General features: G+C 65.8%; 19 protein-coding genes and 1 pseudogene. 17 read left to right on the forward strand and 3 right to left on the reverse strand.

What is annotated here, in order from left to right:
* Position 1 precedes the first annotated feature (1 nt).
* A complete protein-coding gene (locus tag E3T35_RS15705) occupies positions 2–484 on the reverse strand; it encodes a mucin-associated surface protein (protein ID WP_134343568.1) in 483 nt (160 codons plus the stop codon).
* Positions 481–1,626 (reverse strand): serine/threonine-protein kinase, encoded by a 1,146-nt coding sequence (locus E3T35_RS15710; protein ID WP_241987561.1) that lies wholly within the window; start codon positions 1,624–1,626, stop codon positions 481–483. The genes E3T35_RS15705 and E3T35_RS15710 overlap by 4 nt, the downstream gene beginning before the upstream one ends.
* Positions 1,627–1,783: 157 nt before the next feature.
* On the opposite strand from E3T35_RS15710, the gene E3T35_RS15715 reads away from it, so the two are divergent.
* The gene (locus tag E3T35_RS15715) at positions 1,784–3,163 is read left to right on the forward strand and encodes an RIP metalloprotease (RefSeq protein ID WP_166789991.1); all 1,380 of its coding nucleotides are present in this window, start codon (positions 1,784–1,786) and stop codon (positions 3,161–3,163) included.
* Positions 3,164–3,372: 209 nt separating this feature from the next.
* The gene (locus E3T35_RS15720; protein WP_134343571.1) at positions 3,373–3,681 is read left to right on the forward strand and encodes a hypothetical protein; all 309 of its coding nucleotides are present in this window, start codon (positions 3,373–3,375) and stop codon (positions 3,679–3,681) included.
* 300 nt (positions 3,682–3,981) lie between these two features.
* Here the strand turns inward: E3T35_RS15720 and E3T35_RS15730 are convergent, their stop codons facing one another.
* Complete coding sequence (locus tag E3T35_RS15730) at positions 3,982–5,166, reverse strand: acetyl-CoA C-acetyltransferase (RefSeq protein WP_092340905.1); 1,185 nt, start codon at positions 5,164–5,166, stop codon at positions 3,982–3,984.
* Positions 5,167–5,323: 157 nt separating this feature from the next.
* On the opposite strand from E3T35_RS15730, the gene E3T35_RS15735 reads away from it, so the two are divergent.
* From E3T35_RS15735 to E3T35_RS15805, 15 genes and pseudogenes are all read left to right on the forward strand, one after another.
* Positions 5,324–5,590 carry a hypothetical protein gene (locus E3T35_RS15735; protein WP_134343573.1) on the forward strand — a complete coding sequence of 89 codons (267 nt, stop codon included), beginning with the start codon at positions 5,324–5,326 and terminating at the stop codon, positions 5,588–5,590.
* Positions 5,591–5,810: 220 nt separating this feature from the next.
* The gene (locus E3T35_RS15740) at positions 5,811–6,566 is read left to right on the forward strand and encodes an ABC transporter ATP-binding protein (protein WP_134380002.1); all 756 of its coding nucleotides are present in this window, start codon (positions 5,811–5,813) and stop codon (positions 6,564–6,566) included.
* A complete protein-coding gene (locus E3T35_RS15745; protein WP_174777109.1) occupies positions 6,563–7,324 on the forward strand; it encodes an ABC transporter ATP-binding protein in 762 nt (253 codons plus the stop codon). Before E3T35_RS15740 ends, E3T35_RS15745 begins: the two co-directional genes overlap by 4 nt.
* Positions 7,321–8,196, forward strand: coding sequence for a branched-chain amino acid ABC transporter permease (locus E3T35_RS15750; protein ID WP_104088769.1), 876 nt, complete (start codon positions 7,321–7,323; stop codon positions 8,194–8,196). The genes E3T35_RS15745 and E3T35_RS15750 overlap by 4 nt, the downstream gene beginning before the upstream one ends.
* 20 nt (positions 8,197–8,216) lie before the next feature.
* A pseudogene (locus E3T35_RS15755) lies at positions 8,217–9,302 on the forward strand (branched-chain amino acid ABC transporter permease).
* Positions 9,299–10,696: a class I adenylate-forming enzyme family protein gene (locus E3T35_RS15760; RefSeq protein WP_134380004.1), complete on the forward strand. Its 1,398-nt coding sequence runs from the start codon at positions 9,299–9,301 to the stop codon at positions 10,694–10,696. Before E3T35_RS15755 ends, E3T35_RS15760 begins: the two are co-directional and overlap by 4 nt.
* Positions 10,693–11,370: a TetR/AcrR family transcriptional regulator gene (locus E3T35_RS15765; protein ID WP_134380006.1), complete on the forward strand. Its 678-nt coding sequence runs from the start codon at positions 10,693–10,695 to the stop codon at positions 11,368–11,370. Before E3T35_RS15760 ends, E3T35_RS15765 begins: the two co-directional genes overlap by 4 nt.
* A complete protein-coding gene (locus tag E3T35_RS15770) occupies positions 11,367–12,263 on the forward strand; it encodes an alpha/beta hydrolase (protein ID WP_134380008.1) in 897 nt (298 codons plus the stop codon). The genes E3T35_RS15765 and E3T35_RS15770 overlap by 4 nt, the downstream gene beginning before the upstream one ends.
* Positions 12,260–13,336, forward strand: a complete 1,077-nt coding sequence (locus E3T35_RS15775) for an alpha/beta fold hydrolase (RefSeq protein WP_134380010.1) — start codon at positions 12,260–12,262, stop codon at positions 13,334–13,336. Before E3T35_RS15770 ends, E3T35_RS15775 begins: the two co-directional genes overlap by 4 nt.
* A gap of 51 nt (positions 13,337–13,387) precedes the next feature.
* The gene (gene ispG, locus E3T35_RS15780) at positions 13,388–14,542 is read left to right on the forward strand and encodes a flavodoxin-dependent (E)-4-hydroxy-3-methylbut-2-enyl-diphosphate synthase (protein WP_174774977.1); all 1,155 of its coding nucleotides are present in this window, start codon (positions 13,388–13,390) and stop codon (positions 14,540–14,542) included.
* An 83-nt stretch (positions 14,543–14,625) separates the two neighbouring features.
* Positions 14,626–14,946: a winged helix-turn-helix domain-containing protein gene (locus E3T35_RS15785; RefSeq protein WP_134343580.1), complete on the forward strand. Its 321-nt coding sequence runs from the start codon at positions 14,626–14,628 to the stop codon at positions 14,944–14,946.
* On the forward strand, positions 14,943–15,179 hold the full coding sequence (locus tag E3T35_RS15790) for a hypothetical protein (RefSeq protein ID WP_104088773.1): 237 nt from the start codon (positions 14,943–14,945) through the stop codon (positions 15,177–15,179). The genes E3T35_RS15785 and E3T35_RS15790 overlap by 4 nt, the downstream gene beginning before the upstream one ends.
* 47 nt (positions 15,180–15,226) lie before the next feature.
* Positions 15,227–16,990, forward strand: a complete 1,764-nt coding sequence (locus E3T35_RS15795; protein ID WP_134343581.1) for a proline--tRNA ligase — start codon at positions 15,227–15,229, stop codon at positions 16,988–16,990.
* Positions 16,991–17,185: 195 nt separating this feature from the next.
* Positions 17,186–18,223: a transcription termination factor NusA gene (gene nusA / locus E3T35_RS15800; RefSeq protein ID WP_134343582.1), complete on the forward strand. Its 1,038-nt coding sequence runs from the start codon at positions 17,186–17,188 to the stop codon at positions 18,221–18,223.
* A gap of 8 nt (positions 18,224–18,231) precedes the next feature.
* Positions 18,232–18,489, forward strand: coding sequence for a YlxR family protein (locus tag E3T35_RS15805; RefSeq protein ID WP_134343583.1), 258 nt, complete (start codon positions 18,232–18,234; stop codon positions 18,487–18,489).
* Positions 18,490–18,504 lie beyond the last annotated feature (15 nt).

Below are 18,504 nucleotides of genomic sequence, written 5' to 3' on the forward strand. Positions count from 1 at the left end.
CCTAATTACACTCGCCCGCTTTGACCCGGTCCTTGTCGTCCAGGCACTCTTCGCGTGCGTCCTTGGCATCCTCGGCGGCCTTTTTCTCCGCGTCGCGCGCGTCTTCGGCGGCGTCCTTGGCATTCTGTTCCTCGGCGAGGGCCGCCGCCTCGGCTGCGGCTTCAGCAGCGATAGCAGCAGCTTCGATCTCAACCGTCAGATCGGTGCTGACCCGGTTGATCGCGGTCTGAATCGACGCCGACCGTTCGGCGCTGACCTGGCCGGCGGCGGCCGCGGTGCGCAAATTACCCTGCATCGCGGTGAGGAGCGACTGGGCTTCGGTGAAGTCGCCGCCAGCCGCCGCCTCGGTGATGCCGAGCATCGCAGACTGCAGATTTTCGGCCGTGGCGGCCTGAAGTTCGACCGGCTCAGCCGCGCAACCGGCCAGCGGCAGGAGCAGAAGCAATCCGGAAACGAGCGCGAGGGTCAGTCGTTTGCGCATCACGGGTTCACGCTTTCCTGAAGCTGTTCGAGGTGCGTGCCGAGGGTGCCGTCGACCGCCGGATAACTCGGCGGAACCGCTGGCGGATCGTCTCCGCTGCCCAGAAACAACGCACCGAGCACGATCGCGGTGACCACCAGGGCCGCCAGGACGATCCAGAGGATGACCCGGTTGCGGCGCGGTGCAGGCGTGGTCCCCGTCTGCTTCCAGGAGATGGCCGCAGTTGCCGGTTTGGGCGTGGGGGCCGGATCGGCACGCAGCACCTCGGTCGCAGCCGCCTCAACTGCGCGAGCGGGTAGCAGCAGCGTGGCCACGGCCTGGTCTTCGGCTCCGGTCGCGAGTGCGCGGAGCAGCAGGGACGCCTCGGAAGCGGTGGGCCGGTCGCCGGTGTCGCGGGCGGTCATGGCCGCCAGTACCTCGGTCCAGTCCCGGCCGAGCGTGCTCGGAATCTCCGGCTGGCGTTGCAGCCTGGCCATCGCCGACTCCACGGCGGTTCCGGGGTAGGCGCGCACCCCGGTGAGGCATTCGAGCAGCACGAGACCGAGGGAATAGACATCCGTTGGTGCACCGATCAAAGCTCCGAGCGCCTGCTCGGGGCTCAGGTAGCTCGCGGTGCCGAGCAGCGAACCGGTCGCGGTGAGCCTTGACTCATCGAGCAGCCGGGCAATGCCGAAATCGGCGAGCTTGGCGTGCATGCTGCGGCCAGGAAAGCCGGAGGGCGACAGCAGTACGTTGGCTGGCTTGATGTCGCGGTGGATGATGCCCTGCTCGTGCACGTAGTGCAGCGCCTCGGCCAGATCGGCACCCATCACGGCCACCTCGAGGCTTGGCAGCGGGCCGCTCGCGATGCGGGCGCGCAGATCGGGGCCGTCCACGAGTTCCATCACGATGAAGGTGCGCGGCACGCCGTCGACGGTGGCGGTGCCGGCGTCGAACAGGGTGACCAGGGCGAAATGGTTCAGGCTCGCCAGCAGGGCGATCTCGCCGCTCTGACGCTCCGGCTCTGCGGCGCCACCATCAGCTCGAAAGAGTTTGACGGCCACTGTACGGCCGAGCGCGGTATCCGTTGCCCGATAAACGGATGCCATCCCGCCGGTGCCGATGAGGGTCTCGATCAGAAAACGGTCGCCAAGTAGGCTGCCCACCGGGCCGGGGGCCGGTAGCTGCTGGATGGGAATGGGTTCGTAAGACAGGGGGACCTCCTGGTGCGTCCACCCTCTAGCAAAGCACATGCGCGCCCTAAAAGGGACGTTCGGCCGCACAGCCAGCCCCTTTGCAGCTTGGTGCAGTTACTCTACGACAGTGGAAACCGTACTGCTGTTCATACTGGGCGTCGCGATCGTGGTCGTGGGACTCGCCGTGTCTATCGGCCTGCACGAAATTGGCCACCTCGTGCCCGCCAAGCTGTTTGGCGTCAAGGTAACCCAGTACATGATCGGCTTCGGCCCGACGCTCTGGTCGCGCACCAAGGGTGAGACCGAGTACGGCGTCAAGGCGCTGCCCCTCGGTGGCTATATCGCCATGATCGGCATGTTTCCACCGTCGAAAAAGGGCGGAGCTCCCCGCACCACCACCACCGGGTTCTTCGACCAGATGGTTCAGGAGGGCGAACCTGAGAAGAAGACCAGCGCCCTGTCCACCCTGGTCGACGATGCCCGCAAGGCCAGCGCGGAGACCATCGGCGATGGTGAAGAGCACCGCGCGTTCTATCAGCTGTCGGTCTACAAACGCGTGATCATCATGCTCGGTGGGCCCACCATGAACCTACTCATCGCCATCGTGATGTTCTCCATTCTGGTCATGGGATTCGGCAGCCCGCAGATCAGCACGACCATCGGCAGCGTGAGCCAGTGCGTGCTCCCCGCCTCGAGCGACCGGCAGACCTGCGAATCAACCGATGAAGCCTCGCCCGGTGCCGCTGCCGGGTTGAAGCCTGGTGACCGATTGGTCAGTATCGGCGGAACAGCCATTACGAGCTGGGAGCAGTCGACCGAGGTCATCCGCTCGGCGCCCGGGCGCACCCTCGCCGCGGTGGTCGAGCGTGCCGGCGCCGACGTCGACCTCTCGCTCACCCCCAAACTCACCGAACGCTACGTGTATACCGCCGACAACAAAATCAAAACGGACGCCTCCGGCGCTGCCATTACCGAGGAGGTCGGGTTCGTCGGCATCGGAGCGGCGAGCGAACTGGTGCCTCAGCCCGCGACAGCCGTGCTGCCCCTGGTGGGCGAAAACATCTCCGCCGTCGCGCACGTGATTCTCAACCTGCCCGACCGGCTCGTGGCCGTGGCCAAGGCCGCGTTCGGCCCGGGGGAGCGCGACCTGAACGGACCAATCAGCGTGGTGGGTGTTGGCCGGGTAGCCGGCGAACTGGCGAGCATGGACACCATTCCGGTCGCCACGAAGGTCGCCAGCATGCTGCAGCTGCTCGGATCGCTCAATATCGCCCTGTTCGTGTTCAACCTGGTTCCCCTGCTGCCACTCGACGGCGGCCACGTCGCCGGTGCACTGTGGGAAGGCATCCGTCGATTCTTCGCGAAGCTGTTCAAGCGGCCTGACCCCGGACCGGTCGACATGGCCAAGCTCATGCCGCTCACGCTGGCGGTCGTGGTTCTGCTCGGCGGGATGAGCCTGTTGCTCATCTACGCCGACATCGTCAAGCCGATCAACTTCTTCGGGTAGCCGGCAGGTACTCCCGTGGGCGGATGCGGCGCCCGGCGCACGGAAGTAGCATCAAGCCATGCCACCACACGGGGAGTGCAGCGGGAACGGGTACGGCATGCCGCGGCCCGTTCGATTGTGGTTGCCCGTGGTGATCTCCTTTCTGATCCAGGTGCCGGCGGTGGCCGTGCTGGCCTGGCCGGGGCCGGGGCGGCTTCGACCGGTTTGACATGATGCGCGGACCCGGAACACTCCCGGGTTCTGACCGGCCAGGCCTGGCCCTGACCGGGTGGTTTCTCGCCGTTTTTTTGGCCCTGATCGGCCCGCTCGCCCTGATCGGCGCCCGGCGGTTTCCCGGTCCGGTCGTGGCCGTCGTCGCCGCCGCGGCCGGTGCATTCACCCTCGTGCGTTCCGACATCGGCCTGCCCTATGTTGCCCTGATTTTCGCGATCGTTCTCGGCATCGTGCGGGGCGTGCGCGTCTGGGTGTATAGCTCCGTCGCAGCGGCCTGGGTTCTGGTTCATCAAGAGCACCAGTAAAACCGCGCTCGAAGAGGTGCGTCTGGTGCTCGGTATTCTGCGCTCAGGCAACGAGCCGGGCACTGCGCCGCTGGCCGCTGAGCCCGACCTGGCCAGCCTGCCGGCGCTCGTAGAGTCCTTCAGCGCACAGAAACTGGAGGTGACCCTGGTTGATGCACTGGCAGCGCGTTCCGGAGAGGCCGCGGCGGAGATACCGAACGCTTCGCCCAGGGCGACATCGACGAGGTCGAGTACCGCGCCCGCCTCGAAGTGCTGCGCGCCAACCGCCCGGACAGTCAGGCACCGCCCGCCTAGAAGCCGTTACCGGGACAGCAGCAGCGCCTCACCCTGGCCGCCGCCGCCGCACAGCGCGACGGCGGCTTTGCCGGTGCCACGCCGGGCCAGTTCGAGGGCAGCGTGCAGTGCAATGCGCCCGCCGCTCGACCCAATCGGGTGGCCGATGGCGATGCCGCCACCGTGAATGTTCACGACATCGGCCGACACGCCGAGCACTTTCGACGACTGGGCCACGACCGAGGCGAACGCCTCGTTGATCTCGACCAGGTCGAGATCGGCGGCGGTCCAGCCCTCGCGCTTGAGGGCGTGCGCGATGGCATTGGCCGGCTGGGAGTGCAGGGAGTTGTCGGGGCCGGCCACCTGGCCGCTCGCGTTGATCACGGCGAGCCAAGGCAGGCCGTGCTTCTCGGCCCAGGCGCGACTGGTCACGACGACAGCGCTCGCGCCGTCACTGAGAGGGGCTGCATTGCCGGCAGTGATGCTCCCCGCCGGGTCGAATGCCGGGCGCAGGCGGCCGAGCGTCTCGGTCGTGCTTTCGGCGCGAACGCCCTCATCGGTGCTGATCAGGAGCGGCTCGCCCTTCCGCTGCGGCACGCTGATCGGAGTGATCTCGTCGCTGAACACATCACTCGCGGCTGCGGCAGCAGCACGCTGGTGCGAGGCAGCGGCGATTTCGTCCTGCTCGAGGCGGGTCTGTCCGAGTTCAACGTTCGCGCGCTCGGTGGAGAGCCCCATCGAGAGGCCGTCGAAGGCGTCGGTGAGTCCGTCGTGAGCGGCGTGGTCGAGCGCTGACACGGTTCCGTAATTCCAGCCCTGGCGGGAGCCAGGCAGCAGGTGGGGCGCGCGGGACATGGATTCCTGACCACCGGCCACGACGACATCCGCTTCGCCGAGCCGCACCAGGCGGGCGGCATCAATGACCGCGGCGAGGCCGGACAGACAGACCTTGTTGAGTGTCATCGCCGGCACATTCCATGGGATGCCTGCAGCCACGCTGGACTGCCGGGCCGGGTTCTGCCCACACCCGGCTTGCAGGACCTGACCCATGAGCACGAAGTCGACCTGCTCCGGTGCCACTCCGGCGCGGGCGAGGGCACCGGCAATGGCGGCGGCGCCGAGGTCGACGGCGGTGAGGGACGAGAGTTGCCCGTTCACGCGACCCTGCGGGGTGCGTGATCCGGCCAGGATTACGACGTCGGTTTCGGTCATCGGGACTCCTTTGTCAAAAAATTGATGCGTGCCACCCCAGCATATTGGCCACGTCTGGGTATCGGTTCACTCCTGCCTCTTGACAGTACCGTCGATCGCCCATGGATTCCTGATACCTGAACCACCTGTCAGGTTTGTAGAACGAGAGGCAAATTTCATGCGGGTAACAAAGATGTTCCTGGCCCCGGCAATTCTCGCCGTCGCCGCCCTGACCCTGGTCGGATGCGCCCCCACGGCCACGACCGGCGGCGCAGCCACCGATAATTCCACCACGAAGCCCGCGGTGCAGGTGGGCATGATCACCTCAGCGACCGGCCCGCTCGCCGCCTACGGCGCCGCGTACACCGCCGGGTTCGAGGCCGGCCTCGACTACGCCACCGACGGCACCGGCGCTGTCGACGGCCGCGAACTGGACATCACCTGAAAGCCAACGACGCACAGGCAGACCTGTTCTCGCCCGACGGTTTCGTGGCCGCGCAGATGCTCGTTCAGGCCGTTCGCGAGGGCGGTGGTGACAACGTCGATGACATGATCGCCTCGCTCGAGGGATACACGTTCGACTCGGTACCTGGGCGCCGGAACTGATTGAGACTGTCGACGCCAAGACCGTCGCGCCGCCCATCGTCGCAGCAAAGTAGATCGCGATGCCGGACCAGCCCGTGCTCAGCATCGAGCATCTGGGCCTGCAGATCGGCGGTGCACGCATCCTCAACGATGTGTCGCTGTCGATCCCGCGGGGCGAGATGCTCGGTGTGATCGGCCCCAACGGGGCCGGTAAGACAACCCTGTTCAACCTGATTTCCGGTGTGCTGTTTGCCACGGAAGGCGTGGTGCGACTGAACGGCCGCACCATGACCCGGGAACCGATCCACGTCAGGGCACGGGCCGCCCTCGGTCGCACCTTTCAAACCTCGAGCCTGTTCAACGGGCTGAGCGCCACCGAAAACGTGCGGCTGGCCGCACAGGCCAAGGCCGGCGGCGGCAGTCTGGTCACCCGGTTTCCGAAGGGGACGGATGCCGCCACCCGGCTTGCCGCCGATCGTCTCGACGAGGTCGGGCTGGCCGATCTTGCCCACGCCAAAGCCGGCGGTCTGTCGCACGGTGACAAGCGCAAGCTGGAGATCGCCATGCTGCTCGCGATGGATCCGAGCGTCATTCTGCTCGACGAGCCGATGGCCGGCGTGGGCTCGGGCGATGTGCCCGGCCTGATGGAGGTCATTCGCGCGCTGCACCACGGTGGCCGCACCGTACTCATGGTCGAACACCACATGGAGGTCGTGCTCGGCCTGGTGGACCGCGTTGCTGTCATGCACCATGGCGAGTTGCTCGCCTGCGACACCCCCGATGCCGTGATGAATAATCCCACGGTGCAGTCCGCCTACCTCGGAGACCCGGTATGAGTACCAACCTGAGCACCAATATCCTCACCGTGCGCAACCTGTACGGACGCATCGAGGGGCAGCAGGTCGTCGAAGACGTCTCGTTCGAGGTACCAGACACCGGCGTCACCGCCCTGCTCGGCCGGAACGGCGTCGGTAAGACCAGCACCATCAAATCGATCCTCGGCCTGATCGACCGCACCGGCGAGGTCACCTTCGCCGGGCGCCGCGTCGACCGGCTAGCCACCCACAAGGTCGTGCAGCTCGGCGTGGGCTATGTGCCCGAAGACCGCGAGGTGTTCGGCAAGCTCACCGTCGCCGAAAACCTGAAACTGGCCGAACGCTCCGCCCACCCGAACCGCGCCCTGGTCGAGGAACTCTTTCCCGACCTCGTGCAACGCCACGCCCAACTGGCCGGTACCCTCTCCGGAGGGCAACAGCAGATGGTGTCGCTCGCCCGAGCCCTGCTCAACCAAAACCGGCTGTTGCTGGTCGACGAACCCACCAAGGGACTCTCGCCGAAAATCGTCACCGAGGTCACCCAGGCACTACTGGCCGCCGCCAAAACAGTGCCGATCCTTCTGGTCGAACAGAACCTGCAGGTGATTCGCCAACTCGCCGACCGGGTGGTCGTGCTCTCCGGCGGCCGCGTCGTCTTCACCGGCGAAGCCGCCGAATTGCTCGATGACCCCGAACGCATCCAGCGTTACCTGGGCGTGCACAGCGGCGCGGACCACAGCAGCACCGACCACAGCAACACGGAGCAGGTGCCGGCATGAGCACCATCGTTCTGCTGCTGATCACCGGCCTCGGCCTCGGGGCTCTGTACTTTCTGGTCGCCTCCGGGCTCTCCCTCATCTACGGCCTGATGGGCGTGCTCAACTTCGCTCACGGCTCCTTTCTGACCATCGGCGCCTTCATCGGCTGGGAAGTAGCCCGTCGGCTCAGTGACGGGTCGTGGTGGGCACTGGTCGCTGCCATGCTGACCGGCGCCGTGGTCGGGGCGCTCGTCGCCGCCGCGACCGAATTCTTCCTGATCCGGCGGCTGTACAACCGGCACATCGAACAGGTACTCGTGACGGTCGGCCTCGCGCTGGCCTCTGTAGCTCTGTTCGAGGGAATCTGGGGCACCGACCCGACCTACGTGACGAGCCCGTCCTGGCTCGGGCAGACCACCGAGATTCTCGGCGCGCGCATTCCGAACAACCGCTTCATGCTCATTCTGGTGGCGGTGCTGGTGCTCGTGGCGATCGTGCTGTTCCTCAAGTTCACCCGGTACGGCCTGATCATTCGGGCCGGCGTCGAGAACCGTCTCATGGTCACCGCGCTCGGCATCGATGTGCGCCGCGCCTTCACCCTGGTGTTCGCGATCGGTGGTGCCGCCGCCGGACTCGGCGGGGTGCTCGCCTCGATCTACTACGGCTACGTTTCGGCGCACATCGGCGGGTCCCTGCTGATCTTCGCCTTCATCGTGACGGTCATCGGAGGGTTGGGGTCTCTGGCCGGGGCGGCCATCGCATCCGTTCTGGTGGCAGTGCTGCAGCAGTTCGCAAACTTTTATCTGGGCGGAACCGGCGACCTCGCCGTGGTGCTGGCCCTGGCCGCGGTGCTGTTATTGCGTCCGCGCGGACTGATGGGAGCGAAAGCATGAGCGACTTCCGGGCCAGACCAATGACCAAAATCACGGCCAGCGCGGCGCTGGTGCTGCTCATGGTGCTGCTGCCGCTTCTGAACATCACGATTCCCGGTGTCTTTCCGGGCGCGACCTACACGCCCGGTACTTTGCAACTGCTCGCCTACGCCATGCTCATCGCGGCTCTAGCGCTCAGCTACCACCTCTTGTTCGGCCTGGCCGGCATGCTCTCGTTCGGGCACGCTCTCTTCTTCGCGGCCGGCGCCTACGGCCTGGGCATCGTGCTGCACAACTTCTCACCGAGTTGGTTGCCAGCCGGTGCGACGTTCGTAGCGTCGATTCTGATCACGGTGCTGATCGGCTTCGTGTTGGCCGCACTCGTGGGTTCGGCCAGCCTGCGGGTCACCGGTATCTCCTTTGCCATGGTCACGCTCGCCTTCGCGCAGGCCGGCTCGGTCGTGGTACGGCGCAATCCGGGCGGGCAGACCGGCGGCGACGAGGGGCTCACCCTCGACGTCTCGCATGTGCCAGACGCACTGGTCGGCGTACTCAACACCCGCAACCTGTAATGGCTGTCGCTCGCTGTTCTGGTCACGGTCTACCTCGTGGTGTTGCGGGTGGAGAAATCCCGCGCGGGCCATGTTGTGGCCGCGACTCGCGAAAACGAACTCCGGGTACGGGTCATCGGCATCCGTCCCTATTCTGTGCGGCTGCTGGTCTTCAGCATTGCCGGGGCGCTCGCCGCCCTCGCTGGAGCCGCGTTTCTGTTGCTGCAGAGCGGGGTCTCGCCGCGCGTCGCCACGCCCGACTTCACGCTGACCCTGCTGGTGATCGTCGTGCTCGGCGGCGTCGGGCTGCGAGGGGGCGCCGTCCTCGGCGCGCTGGTCTACACGCTTCTCGACCAGCGGCTGACCGCCCTGGCCGGATCGGAATTCATCGCCGGCCTGCCCGACGTTCTGCGGATTCCTTTGTCGCAGCCGTTGTTCATTCTCGGAACACTGTTTATTCTCGTGGTGTTGTTTCTTCCGGGTGGGCTGGCTGGGCTGACCCGGCGCAACGGCCGGCCGCAACGGCCTCGGGCTCGAGGTCGGGAGCGCATGCTTGACTCAGAGGAGACGACATGACCGATGATGGCCTGCACACGCTGGGCCGATGGACCCGCGACCGCGCCAGGGCCACGCCCGAACGAGTCGCCGTCGACGACCGCGGCGTCACACTGCGCTACCGCGACCTCGACGACCGGGCCAGCGACCTCGCCGCGGCTTTTCGGGCCGCCGGCTACGGCGTCGGCGATCGGGTGGCGACCATCACCGGCAACAGCTCAGACCAGGTCGTGTTGTTCTTCGCCTGCGCGCAGGCCGGCCTCGTGCTCGTTCCGCTGTCGTGGCGGCTCGCACCACGCCCGGACGATGAGCTGGTGACCCGCACGGTTCGTGACGATGACGCCCTGCTGATCATGTTCACCTCCGGCACGCTCGGCCCGGCCAAGGGCGTGGTTCTGACCCACGCGAACTGTTTCTGGACCAACCTGTCGCTCTCGCGCATCACCGAGATCACCAGAAAAGATGTGGTGCTCTCGGTCATGCCGCAGTATCACGTGGGCGGCTGGAATATTCAGCCTTTGCTGGCCTGGTGGATGGGGGCCACGGTCGTGCTCGAGCGCACCTTCGACCCCGGCCGGGTGCTGCACCTGATCAAGGACCGTCGCATCACGACCATGATGGGCGTTCCGGCGAACTACCTGTTCCTCGCGCAGCACCCCGATTTCGCTGCGACCGACCTGTCCAGCCTGAATCACGCCGTGGTTGGTGGCGCACCAATGCCCGCGCAGCTGCTGCGTACCTGGCATGCCCGCGGAGTTGCACTCACCCAGGGGTACGGTCTGACCGAGGCCTCCCCGAACGTGTTGTGTCTGCCCGACGACGAAGCCCGCAGCATGGTCGGCTACGCCGGTAAGCCGTATCCGCACGTGGAGGTCGCCGTGGCCGATCCGATCACCGGCGACCTGCTCGGCGGGGCCGCGACGGGTGAACTGCTGGTGCGTGGGCCCGGCGTGTTCTCGGGCTATTTTCGTGCTCCCGAGCAGACCGCTCGCACCCTGCGCGGTGGCTGGTTGCACACCGGTGACCTCGTGCGCCGCGACGAGCACGGCTATTTTGCCGTGATCGACCGGCTCACCGACATCTTTATCTCGGGCGGCGAGAGCGTGGCGCCGGCCCTGGTGGAGACCGTGCTGATCGAACACGCCGCGGTCGCCGAGGTGGCGGTCATCGGGGTGCCGCACTATCGGTGGGGAGAGGTCGGTGTGGCCTTCATCGTGCTGACACCCGGATTCGCGGCCGATGAGCTCGGCATTTTGGCCTACGCCCGCACCCAACTGGCCGCGTTCAAGGTTCCGGCGTTCGTGCGCTTCGTAGCGGAAATTCCGCGATCCCTCGGCAGCAAGGTGCTGCGGCGCCAGCTGCTGGAGAACTGGAAACACGGACTTGATTTTGAAAAGATAGGAAACAAACTATGAGCGCCGGAATGCCGCGAACCGCCCGAGGCGAAGAAACCAAGCGCAAACTCATCGAAGCAGCCGAGCAGGTGTTCTCGCGGGTCGGCTACGCCGATGCGTCGATCTCGCGCATAACGGATGCCGCCGGCATCGGCCAGGGCACGTTCTACCTCTACTTCGACTCGAAACTGCAGATCTTCAACGAACTGGTCGAAGACCTCAACCACCGCGTGCGGTTGGCGATGAGTGCGGCATCCGCTGCTACGGAAAATCGGATCGATTCGGAGCGCGCCGGGTTTCGGGCGTTTTTTCAATTCACCGCCGACCACCCCGCGCTGTACCGGGTGATTCGTGAGGCAGAGTTCGTCTCGCCTGGCGCTCTGCGCCTGCACTACACGCGCATCGTCGAGGGCTACATAGCGGGGCTGCGCGCGGCCGGCGCGGCAGGCGAGATCAGCGACATCGATCCCACCGTTGCAGCCTGGGCGCTCATGGGAGTCGGCGAGATGATCGGCATGCGCTGGGTGCTCTGGGGAGATGACGAGGCGCTCGAAGGGGCCCGGTCCGATCCGTTTGCGAGCGGAACCCGTGCCGTGCCCGAGCACGTTTTCGAGCAGATGATGCGGTTCATCGAGGGTGCACTGGGTGCCGGCAGCACCGTCTCGAGCAGCACCGTGGAAATGAGGAAGCGATGAGTGAGCACTATCAGCCGTTCCGGGCTCGGGTCGCCGGGGGAGACCTGCGCGGTGGCCAGTGGCGCGCTGCCCAGGGGCAGTCGACGGTGCTGGCAATCCACGGCATCACCGCCTCGCACCTCTGCTGGCCGTGGCTGGTGGAACGCCTGCCGGGCTCGCGGGTGATCGCTCCCGACCTGCGCGGTCGCGCTCGCAGCAACGCCCTGCCGGCGCCCTACGGGCTGCGGCAGCACGCCGAAGACCTGGCCCGGCTGCTGGATTTTCTGGAGGTCGACCGTACGGTCGTGGTCGGGCACTCGATGGGCGCGTTTGTCGCCGTATGGCTCGCCCACCTCTACCCCGACCGGGTTGACTCTCTCGTTCTGGTGGACGGTGGCCTGCCGATTCCACGCGACGTGGGCATCGACCCCCTGCTCATGCTCGGCCCAGCCGTCAAACGGCTATCGCAGACCTTCGAGACGGTCGAGGCCTACCAGGACTTTTGGCAGAGCCACCCCGCGTTCGTCGCCGACTGGTCATCGCGGGTGGCCGATTTTGCCCGCTACGACCTCGATGGCACGGCGCCGGCTCTGCACCCCTCGGCGCGGCTGGAGGCGGTGGCCGCGAATTCGCTGGAGCTCAACGGTGCCGACGGCTACGCGGAGGCGCTCGCCGACCTCAGTCTGCCGATCGAATTTCTGCGTGCCCCGCGCGGGCTGCTGGACGAGCCGACCGCACTGTACGACCGGGCGGTTGTCGCCGACTGGGCGACACGACTGCCGCGGCTGACCGTGCGGGAGGTCGACGACGTCAACCACTACACGATCGTGATGAGCGACCGGGGCGCCGACCAGGTCGCCCGGGCCGTGAACCTGTACACCCCCGCCAGCTACCCGAGAGGACCCCGATCATGAGCGACACCATCACCACCAGTACGGGCAACATTTTCGACGGCATCACCGCGTACAGCGTTGTCACCCCGCGCCTGCGCGCCGAAGTGCTCGAACGGCCGGCAACAGGAACGGCCGCGGCGACCGTCGTCTTCGTGCACGGCAACGTGTCGTCATCGCTGTTCTGGCAGCCGCTGATGCTGGCCCTGCCCACGTCGGTGCGGGCGCTCGCCATCGACCTGCGCGGCTTCGGCAGCAGCGAAACCCTGCCGGTCGATGCCACCCGCGGCCTGGCCGACTACTCCGACGATATCGCCGCTGTGCTCACCGAACTCGGCGTCGACGGAGCGCACCTCGTGGGCTGGAGTATGGGCGGCGGTGTGACCATGCAGCTGCTGCTCGATCACCCCGGCCTCGCGGCGACCCTGACCCTGGTCGCGCCGGTTTCCCCCTACGGCTTCGGCGGCACCGGGGGAGCGGATGGCCATCGGCTGAGCGTTGACGACGCCGGAACGGGCGCCGGCGGAGCCAACCCCGACTTCGTCGCCAGGCTGCATGACGGCGACCACGGCGCTGACCAGACCAGCCCCCGCACCGTCTACCAGACCACCTACGTCAAGCCGCCGTTCAGCTCGAACCACGATGAAATCTGGATCGACTCCATGCTGACCACGGCCACCGGCGTCGGTAACTACCCCGGGGATTCGATAGTTTCAGATAATTGGCCCGGATTCGCCCCCGGCGACAGCGGCGTGCTCAACACCATGTCTCCCGGTCATTTCAACACGAGCGGCATTGTCGACCTGGCCGAGAAGCCGGCCATTCTCTGGATTCACGGCAGCGACGACGTCATCGTGTCGGACACCTCGTTCTTCGATCTCAACTATCTTGGGCAACTCGGCGTGATTCCAGGCTGGCCTGGCGCTGATGTGGCCCCTCCCCAGCCGATGATCCAGCAGACCCGGGCTGTGCTTGGCGCCTACCAGGCCGCCGGCGGCACGCTGACCGAGCTGGAACTGGCCGACTGTGGGCACTCACCGCACCTCGAACACCCGGCCGAGTTTCTGGCGGCGCTGCTGGCCCAGCTGGAACGCTGATCCGCTGGCGGCATTCAGCTTCGCTCGCACTACGACAACTAAGCTAGGTAAGTGGCTGCAATCAACTTGGGGATGCCCAAAGTACCTGAGGTACTCGCTCCCAGACGTAAATCCCGTCAAATCAAGGTCGGAAAGGTCCTGGTCGGTGGCAATGCTCAAGTGAGCGTGCAATCGATGACGACCACTCCGACAACGAACATCAACGCGACGCTGCAGCAGATCGCCGAGCTCACGGCGACCGGCTGCGACATCGTGCGTGTTGCCGTGCCGACTCGCGATGACGCCGAGGCGCTGCCGATCATCGCGAAGAAGAGCCAGATTCCGGTGATCGCGGACATCCACTTTCAGCCGAACTACGTCTTCGCGGCGATCGACGCCGGCTGCGCCGCCGTGCGGGTCAACCCCGGCAACATCCGCAAATTCGACGACCAGGTCGGCAAGATCGCTGCGGCCGCCAAGGCCGCCGGTGTCAGCCTGCGCATCGGCGTCAACGCCGGCTCGCTCGAGCCGAGTCTCATGCAGAAATACGGCAAGGCCACCCCGGAGGCGCTCGTGGAGAGCGCCGTTTGGGAGGCGAGCCTGTTCGAGGAGCACGACTTTCACGACTTCAAGATCTCGGTCAAGCACAACGACCCGGTGATCATGGTCAAGGCCTACCGCCTGCTCGCCGAACGCGGCGACTGGCCGTTGCACCTCGGCGTGACTGAGGCCGGTCCCAGCTTTCAGGGCACGATCAAGAGCGCAACGGCGTTCGGCATCCTGCTCGGCGAAGGCATCGGCGACACCATCCGCGTCTCGCTCAGCGCTCCGCCGGTCGAGGAGATCAAGGTGGGCTTGCAGATTCTGCAGTCGCTCAACCTGCGCGAGCGCAAGCTGGAGATCGTCTCCTGTCCGAGCTGTGGCCGGGCACAGGTCGACGTCTACAAGCTCGCCAATGATGTCACCGACGGGCTCGAGGGAATGACCGTGCCGCTCCGCGTCGCCGTCATGGGCTGCGTCGTCAACGGACCGGGTGAGGCTCGCGAAGCCGACCTCGGTGTCGCGAGCGGCAACGGCAGGGGCCAGATCTTCGTGCGCGGCGAGGTTATCAAGACCGTGCCAGAGTCCGAGATCGTGAAGACCCTCATCGAAGAGGCCAACCGGCTCGCCGCCGAGATGCCCGCTGCCGCGCTCGGCAGCCCCACGGTCTCCGTCGGCGCGAAGTAACTCTCCTGATCCGCGAAAGCGGATGGTTGCTTGCTTTTCTTTCGGGTGTCAGAATATAGTTGCACCTGTCAGGAGGTGTTGCAATGAATGTTGAACAGCTCAGTGCCACCCTTGCTGCGGTCGCCAGTCCGCAACGGATGCTCATTCTCGCCGAGTTGCAGGGCGGTCGCGTGCACGTCAGCGAGCTGGCACGACGCGTCGGGATGTCGCGTGCTCTGCTCTACATGCACCTCGCAAAGCTGGAGGCGAGCGGGTTCGTCACGACGTCGCTGGAACTCTCCCCGGAGGGGACCGCTCTCAAGCACGTCGCCTTGGCACCGTTCTCACTCAGCATCACCATCGACACCATCACCGACGCCGTGGCACACGCCGCGGCGTCCAACCAGCAGGGGGAAACACCATGAACTTCGACTTCGCCTACCTCGTTCCCATCGTCGCGATCATCGGCGGAATCACCTACGCGATCTTCAACCTGTACTTCAAGTCGCGTCGGCAGGCAGCCGGTTCCGAGGGTTCAACCGCCCTGACTCACGCGCTGGCGGAGAGCAATGCGACCAACGCCGCCCTGCTCGAAAAACTGACTTCTTTGGATACGCGACTGGTCGCCATCGAGCGCACCCTGAGCGAGGTCGGCTGAACCAGGCAGTGGGGGAGCGGATCGCGGCGCGCGCGTAAGGTAGACGGGTGCCTACACGTCTCTCCAACTACTTCCTCCGTACTCTCCGCGAAGACCCCTCCGACGCCGAGGTGACCAGCCACCGCCTCCTCGTGCGGGCCGGCTACATCCGTCGCCAGGCCCCGGGTATTTTCGCCTGGCTGCCGCTCGGCCTGCGGGTGAAGGCAAAAGTGGAGCGCATCATCCGTGAGGAGATGACCGCGGCCGGCGCGCACGAGGTGCACTTTCCGGCCCTGCTGCCGCGTGAGCCCTACGAGTTGACCGGCCGCTGGGACGAGTACGGCGAGGGCCTGTTCCGCCTGAAGGACCGCAAGGGCTCCGACATGCTGCTCGCGCCGACCCACGAAGAGGTCTTCGCGCTGCTCGTGAAAGACCTGTACAGCAGCTACAAGGACCTGCCGCTGTCGATCTACCAGATTCAGGACAAGTACCGCGACGAGGCACGCTCACGCGGCGGACTGCTGCGCGGCCGCGAATTCACCATGAAAGACGCGTACTCCTTCGACTACACCGACGCCGGCCTCGACCTGAGCTATCAGCTGCAGCGCGACGCCTACGAGCGCATCTTCAACAGGTTCGGCCTCGACTACGAGATCGTCCAAGCGGATGCCGGCGCCATGGGTGGCTCCAAGAGCGAAGAATTTCTGCACCCGACTCCCGTCGGCGAGGACACCTTCGTGCGCAGCCCCGGCGGCTACGCGGCCAACATCGAGGCCTTTCGCACGCTCGTTCCGGAAAGCAAAGACTTCAGCGCGCTGCCCGCCGCGCAGATCTTCGACACCCCGAACACCCCGACCATCCAGACCCTGGTCGACAAGGCCAACGCCGAGCACCCGCGCCTCGACGGTCGCGAGTGGACCGCAGCCGACACCCTCAAGAACGTCGTGCTCGCGCTCACGCACCTTGACGGCACCCGGAAACTCATCGCGATCGGCGTTCCCGGCGACCGCGAGGTCGACCTCAAGCGCGTCGAGGTCGCCTTCGCCCCCGCCGAGGTCGAGGCGGCCAACGAGGGCGACTTCGCCAAGAACCCCGGCCTGGTCAAGGGGTACATCGGCCCGTGGGGCGCCCAGGGCGCCGTTCTTGGTACCAAATCGACCACCGGCATCCGTTTTCTGGTCGACCCGCGCGTGGTTGCGGGCACCGAGTGGATCACCGGTGCCAACGAAGACAATCGGCACGTGTTCGGCCTCGTCGCCGGCCGTGACTTCGCCATCGACGACGTGGTCGAGGCCTCTGACGTGCGCGCCGGCGACCCCGCCCCCGACGGAAGCGGCCCGGTCGAGCTCATTCGCGGTATGGAAATCGGTCACGTGTTCCAGCTCGGCCGCAAGTATGCCGAAGTGCTCGGCCTCAAGGTTCTCGATGAGAACGGCAAGCTGGTCACGGTCACGATGGGTTCATACGGCATCGGCGTCACCCGCATCCTCGCGGTCATCGCCGAACTCAACAACGACGCGAAGGGCTTGATCTGGCCCGAATCGGTCACGCCATTCGACGTGCACGTGATCGCCACCGGCCGGGACGAGATCGTCTTCGACACCTCGGAGGCCGTCGTCGCCGCCATCGAAGCCACCGGCCGCGAGGTGCTCTACGACGACCGCCGCAAGGTGTCGCCGGGTGTCAAGTTCGGTGACGCCGAGCTCATCGGCGTGCCGTGGATCGTCATCGTCGGCCGCGGCGCCGCCGACGGCATCGTCGAACTGTGGAACCGCCGCACCGGCGATCGCGAGCAGGTCGACGTCGCTGACGTCGCCAAGCACTTCGTCTAACGAGTCAGTATCGAGAACGGATGCTGCCTGGCCCAGCCGGCAGCATCCGTTCTGCAGCGAACCCAGCAGGACCGGACCAGCCCGGGCGAGTGGGTGACGGGGCGCCGCAGATTCGGGTACCGTAGTATTCAGCCCGCTGCGCGGTTTCGCGGCGGCAAGATCATGCGACTAGATCGTACGTAGAGGAGGCCGGCCATGGACATCGACCTCAGTGTTTTGCGGCTACTGGAGCGCGAAAAAGAGATTCCCTTCGAGGAACTCGTGCAAATCATCGAACAGGCGATTCTGACCGCCTATGTCAAGCACATCCAGCAGGACGTGTCGAAGCTTGAGGCTTCGAAGATTGCTGAAGCCAAGCACGATATCCAGGAAGTGCCCGAAGCGCGCGTCGTTCTCGACCGCAAGTCCGGGCACGTGGATATCTACATTCCCGAGCATGACGACGAGGGCAACGTCATCGGCGAAGCCGTCGACAACCCGACCGACTTCGGTCGTATTGCGGCCTTCGCCGCCAAGCAGGTCATCAACCAGCGTCTGCGCGACCTGGCAGACGATGCAGTGCTCGGCGAGTTCAAAGGCCGCGAGGGCGACATCGTCGCCGGTATCATCCAGCAGGGTCCGAACCCGCGCATGATCCACGTCGACCTCGGTACCATCGAAGCGATCATGCCCCCCGAGGAGCAGGTCCCCACCGAGAGCTACGTGCACGGAGCGCGCATCCGCGTGTTCGTCACGGCCGTCGGTCGCGGGCTCAAGGGCCCGCAGATCACCGTGTCGCGTACCCACCCGTCGCTCGTGCGCAAGCTGTTCGCACTCGAGGTGCCCGAGATTGCCAGCGGAGTCGTCGAGATCGTGTCACTCGCCCGCGAAGCCGGCCACCGCACCAAGATCGCGGTGCGCGCGACCGAGCCGGGCGTCAACGCCAAGGGCGCCTGCATCGGCGAACTCGGCCAGCGTGTGCGCGCCGTGACCGTCGAACTCAACAACGAGAAGATCGACATCGTCGATTTCTCGCCCGACCTCGCGACCTTCGTCGCGAGCGCACTGTCTCCGGCCAAGGTGACCAGCGCCTATGTGATCGACGAGTCGATCAAGGCAGTGCGAGCCCTCGTGCCCGACTACCAGCTCTCGCTCGCCATCGGCAAGGAGGGCCAGAATGCCCGCCTCGCGGCAAAGCTCACCGGCGCGAAAATCGACATTCAGCCGGACAGCATTCTGGAGGATGCCGAATAGGGGGTACGATGAACTCCGTAAGAACGTGTATTGGCTGCCGTTCGCGCGCCCCTCGATCCTCACTTTTGCGGATCGTTGCTGGGAAATCAGAAGTTGTGGTGGATGAAACCGCCACAATCCCCGGTAGAGGTGCGTGGCTGCACGCCCGTGAATCGTGCTTTCAGGATGCCGTAAGGCGACACGCTTTCGGGCGTGCCTTTCGCGTGACCAGGTCACTGGACGCGAAACAACTAGAGAACAGGCTGAATTGGCTTATGGATAACTAATGAGCGGCTCGAAAT

The sequence above is a fragment of the Cryobacterium sp. TMT1-2-2 genome, from assembly GCF_004403505.1.
GTDB classification, from domain to species: Bacteria; Actinomycetota; Actinomycetes; order Actinomycetales; family Microbacteriaceae; genus Cryobacterium; species Cryobacterium flavum.

Excerpts from the sequence above, each read along its gene's own strand:
- E3T35_RS15720 (WP_134343571.1), top strand. The coding sequence starts at position 3,373 with ATGATGCGCGGACCCGGAACACTCCCGGGTTCTGACCGGCCAGGCCTG.
- E3T35_RS15730 (WP_092340905.1), bottom strand. The coding sequence starts at position 5,166 with ATGACCGAAACCGACGTCGTAATCCTGGCCGGATCACGCACCCCGCAG.
- E3T35_RS15735 (WP_134343573.1), top strand. The coding sequence starts at position 5,324 with ATGCGGGTAACAAAGATGTTCCTGGCCCCGGCAATTCTCGCCGTCGCC.
- E3T35_RS15740 (WP_134380002.1), top strand. The coding sequence starts at position 5,811 with ATGCCGGACCAGCCCGTGCTCAGCATCGAGCATCTGGGCCTGCAGATC.
- E3T35_RS15745 (WP_174777109.1), top strand. The coding sequence starts at position 6,563 with ATGAGTACCAACCTGAGCACCAATATCCTCACCGTGCGCAACCTGTAC.
- E3T35_RS15750 (WP_104088769.1), top strand. The coding sequence starts at position 7,321 with ATGAGCACCATCGTTCTGCTGCTGATCACCGGCCTCGGCCTCGGGGCT.
- E3T35_RS15760 (WP_134380004.1), top strand. The coding sequence starts at position 9,299 with ATGACCGATGATGGCCTGCACACGCTGGGCCGATGGACCCGCGACCGC.
- E3T35_RS15765 (WP_134380006.1), top strand. The coding sequence starts at position 10,693 with ATGAGCGCCGGAATGCCGCGAACCGCCCGAGGCGAAGAAACCAAGCGC.
- E3T35_RS15770 (WP_134380008.1), top strand. The coding sequence starts at position 11,367 with ATGAGTGAGCACTATCAGCCGTTCCGGGCTCGGGTCGCCGGGGGAGAC.
- E3T35_RS15775 (WP_134380010.1), top strand. The coding sequence starts at position 12,260 with ATGAGCGACACCATCACCACCAGTACGGGCAACATTTTCGACGGCATC.
- E3T35_RS15785 (WP_134343580.1), top strand. The coding sequence starts at position 14,626 with ATGAATGTTGAACAGCTCAGTGCCACCCTTGCTGCGGTCGCCAGTCCG.
- E3T35_RS15790 (WP_104088773.1), top strand. The coding sequence starts at position 14,943 with ATGAACTTCGACTTCGCCTACCTCGTTCCCATCGTCGCGATCATCGGC.
- nusA (WP_134343582.1), top strand. The coding sequence starts at position 17,186 with ATGGACATCGACCTCAGTGTTTTGCGGCTACTGGAGCGCGAAAAAGAG.
- E3T35_RS15805 (WP_134343583.1), top strand. The coding sequence starts at position 18,232 with ATGAACTCCGTAAGAACGTGTATTGGCTGCCGTTCGCGCGCCCCTCGA.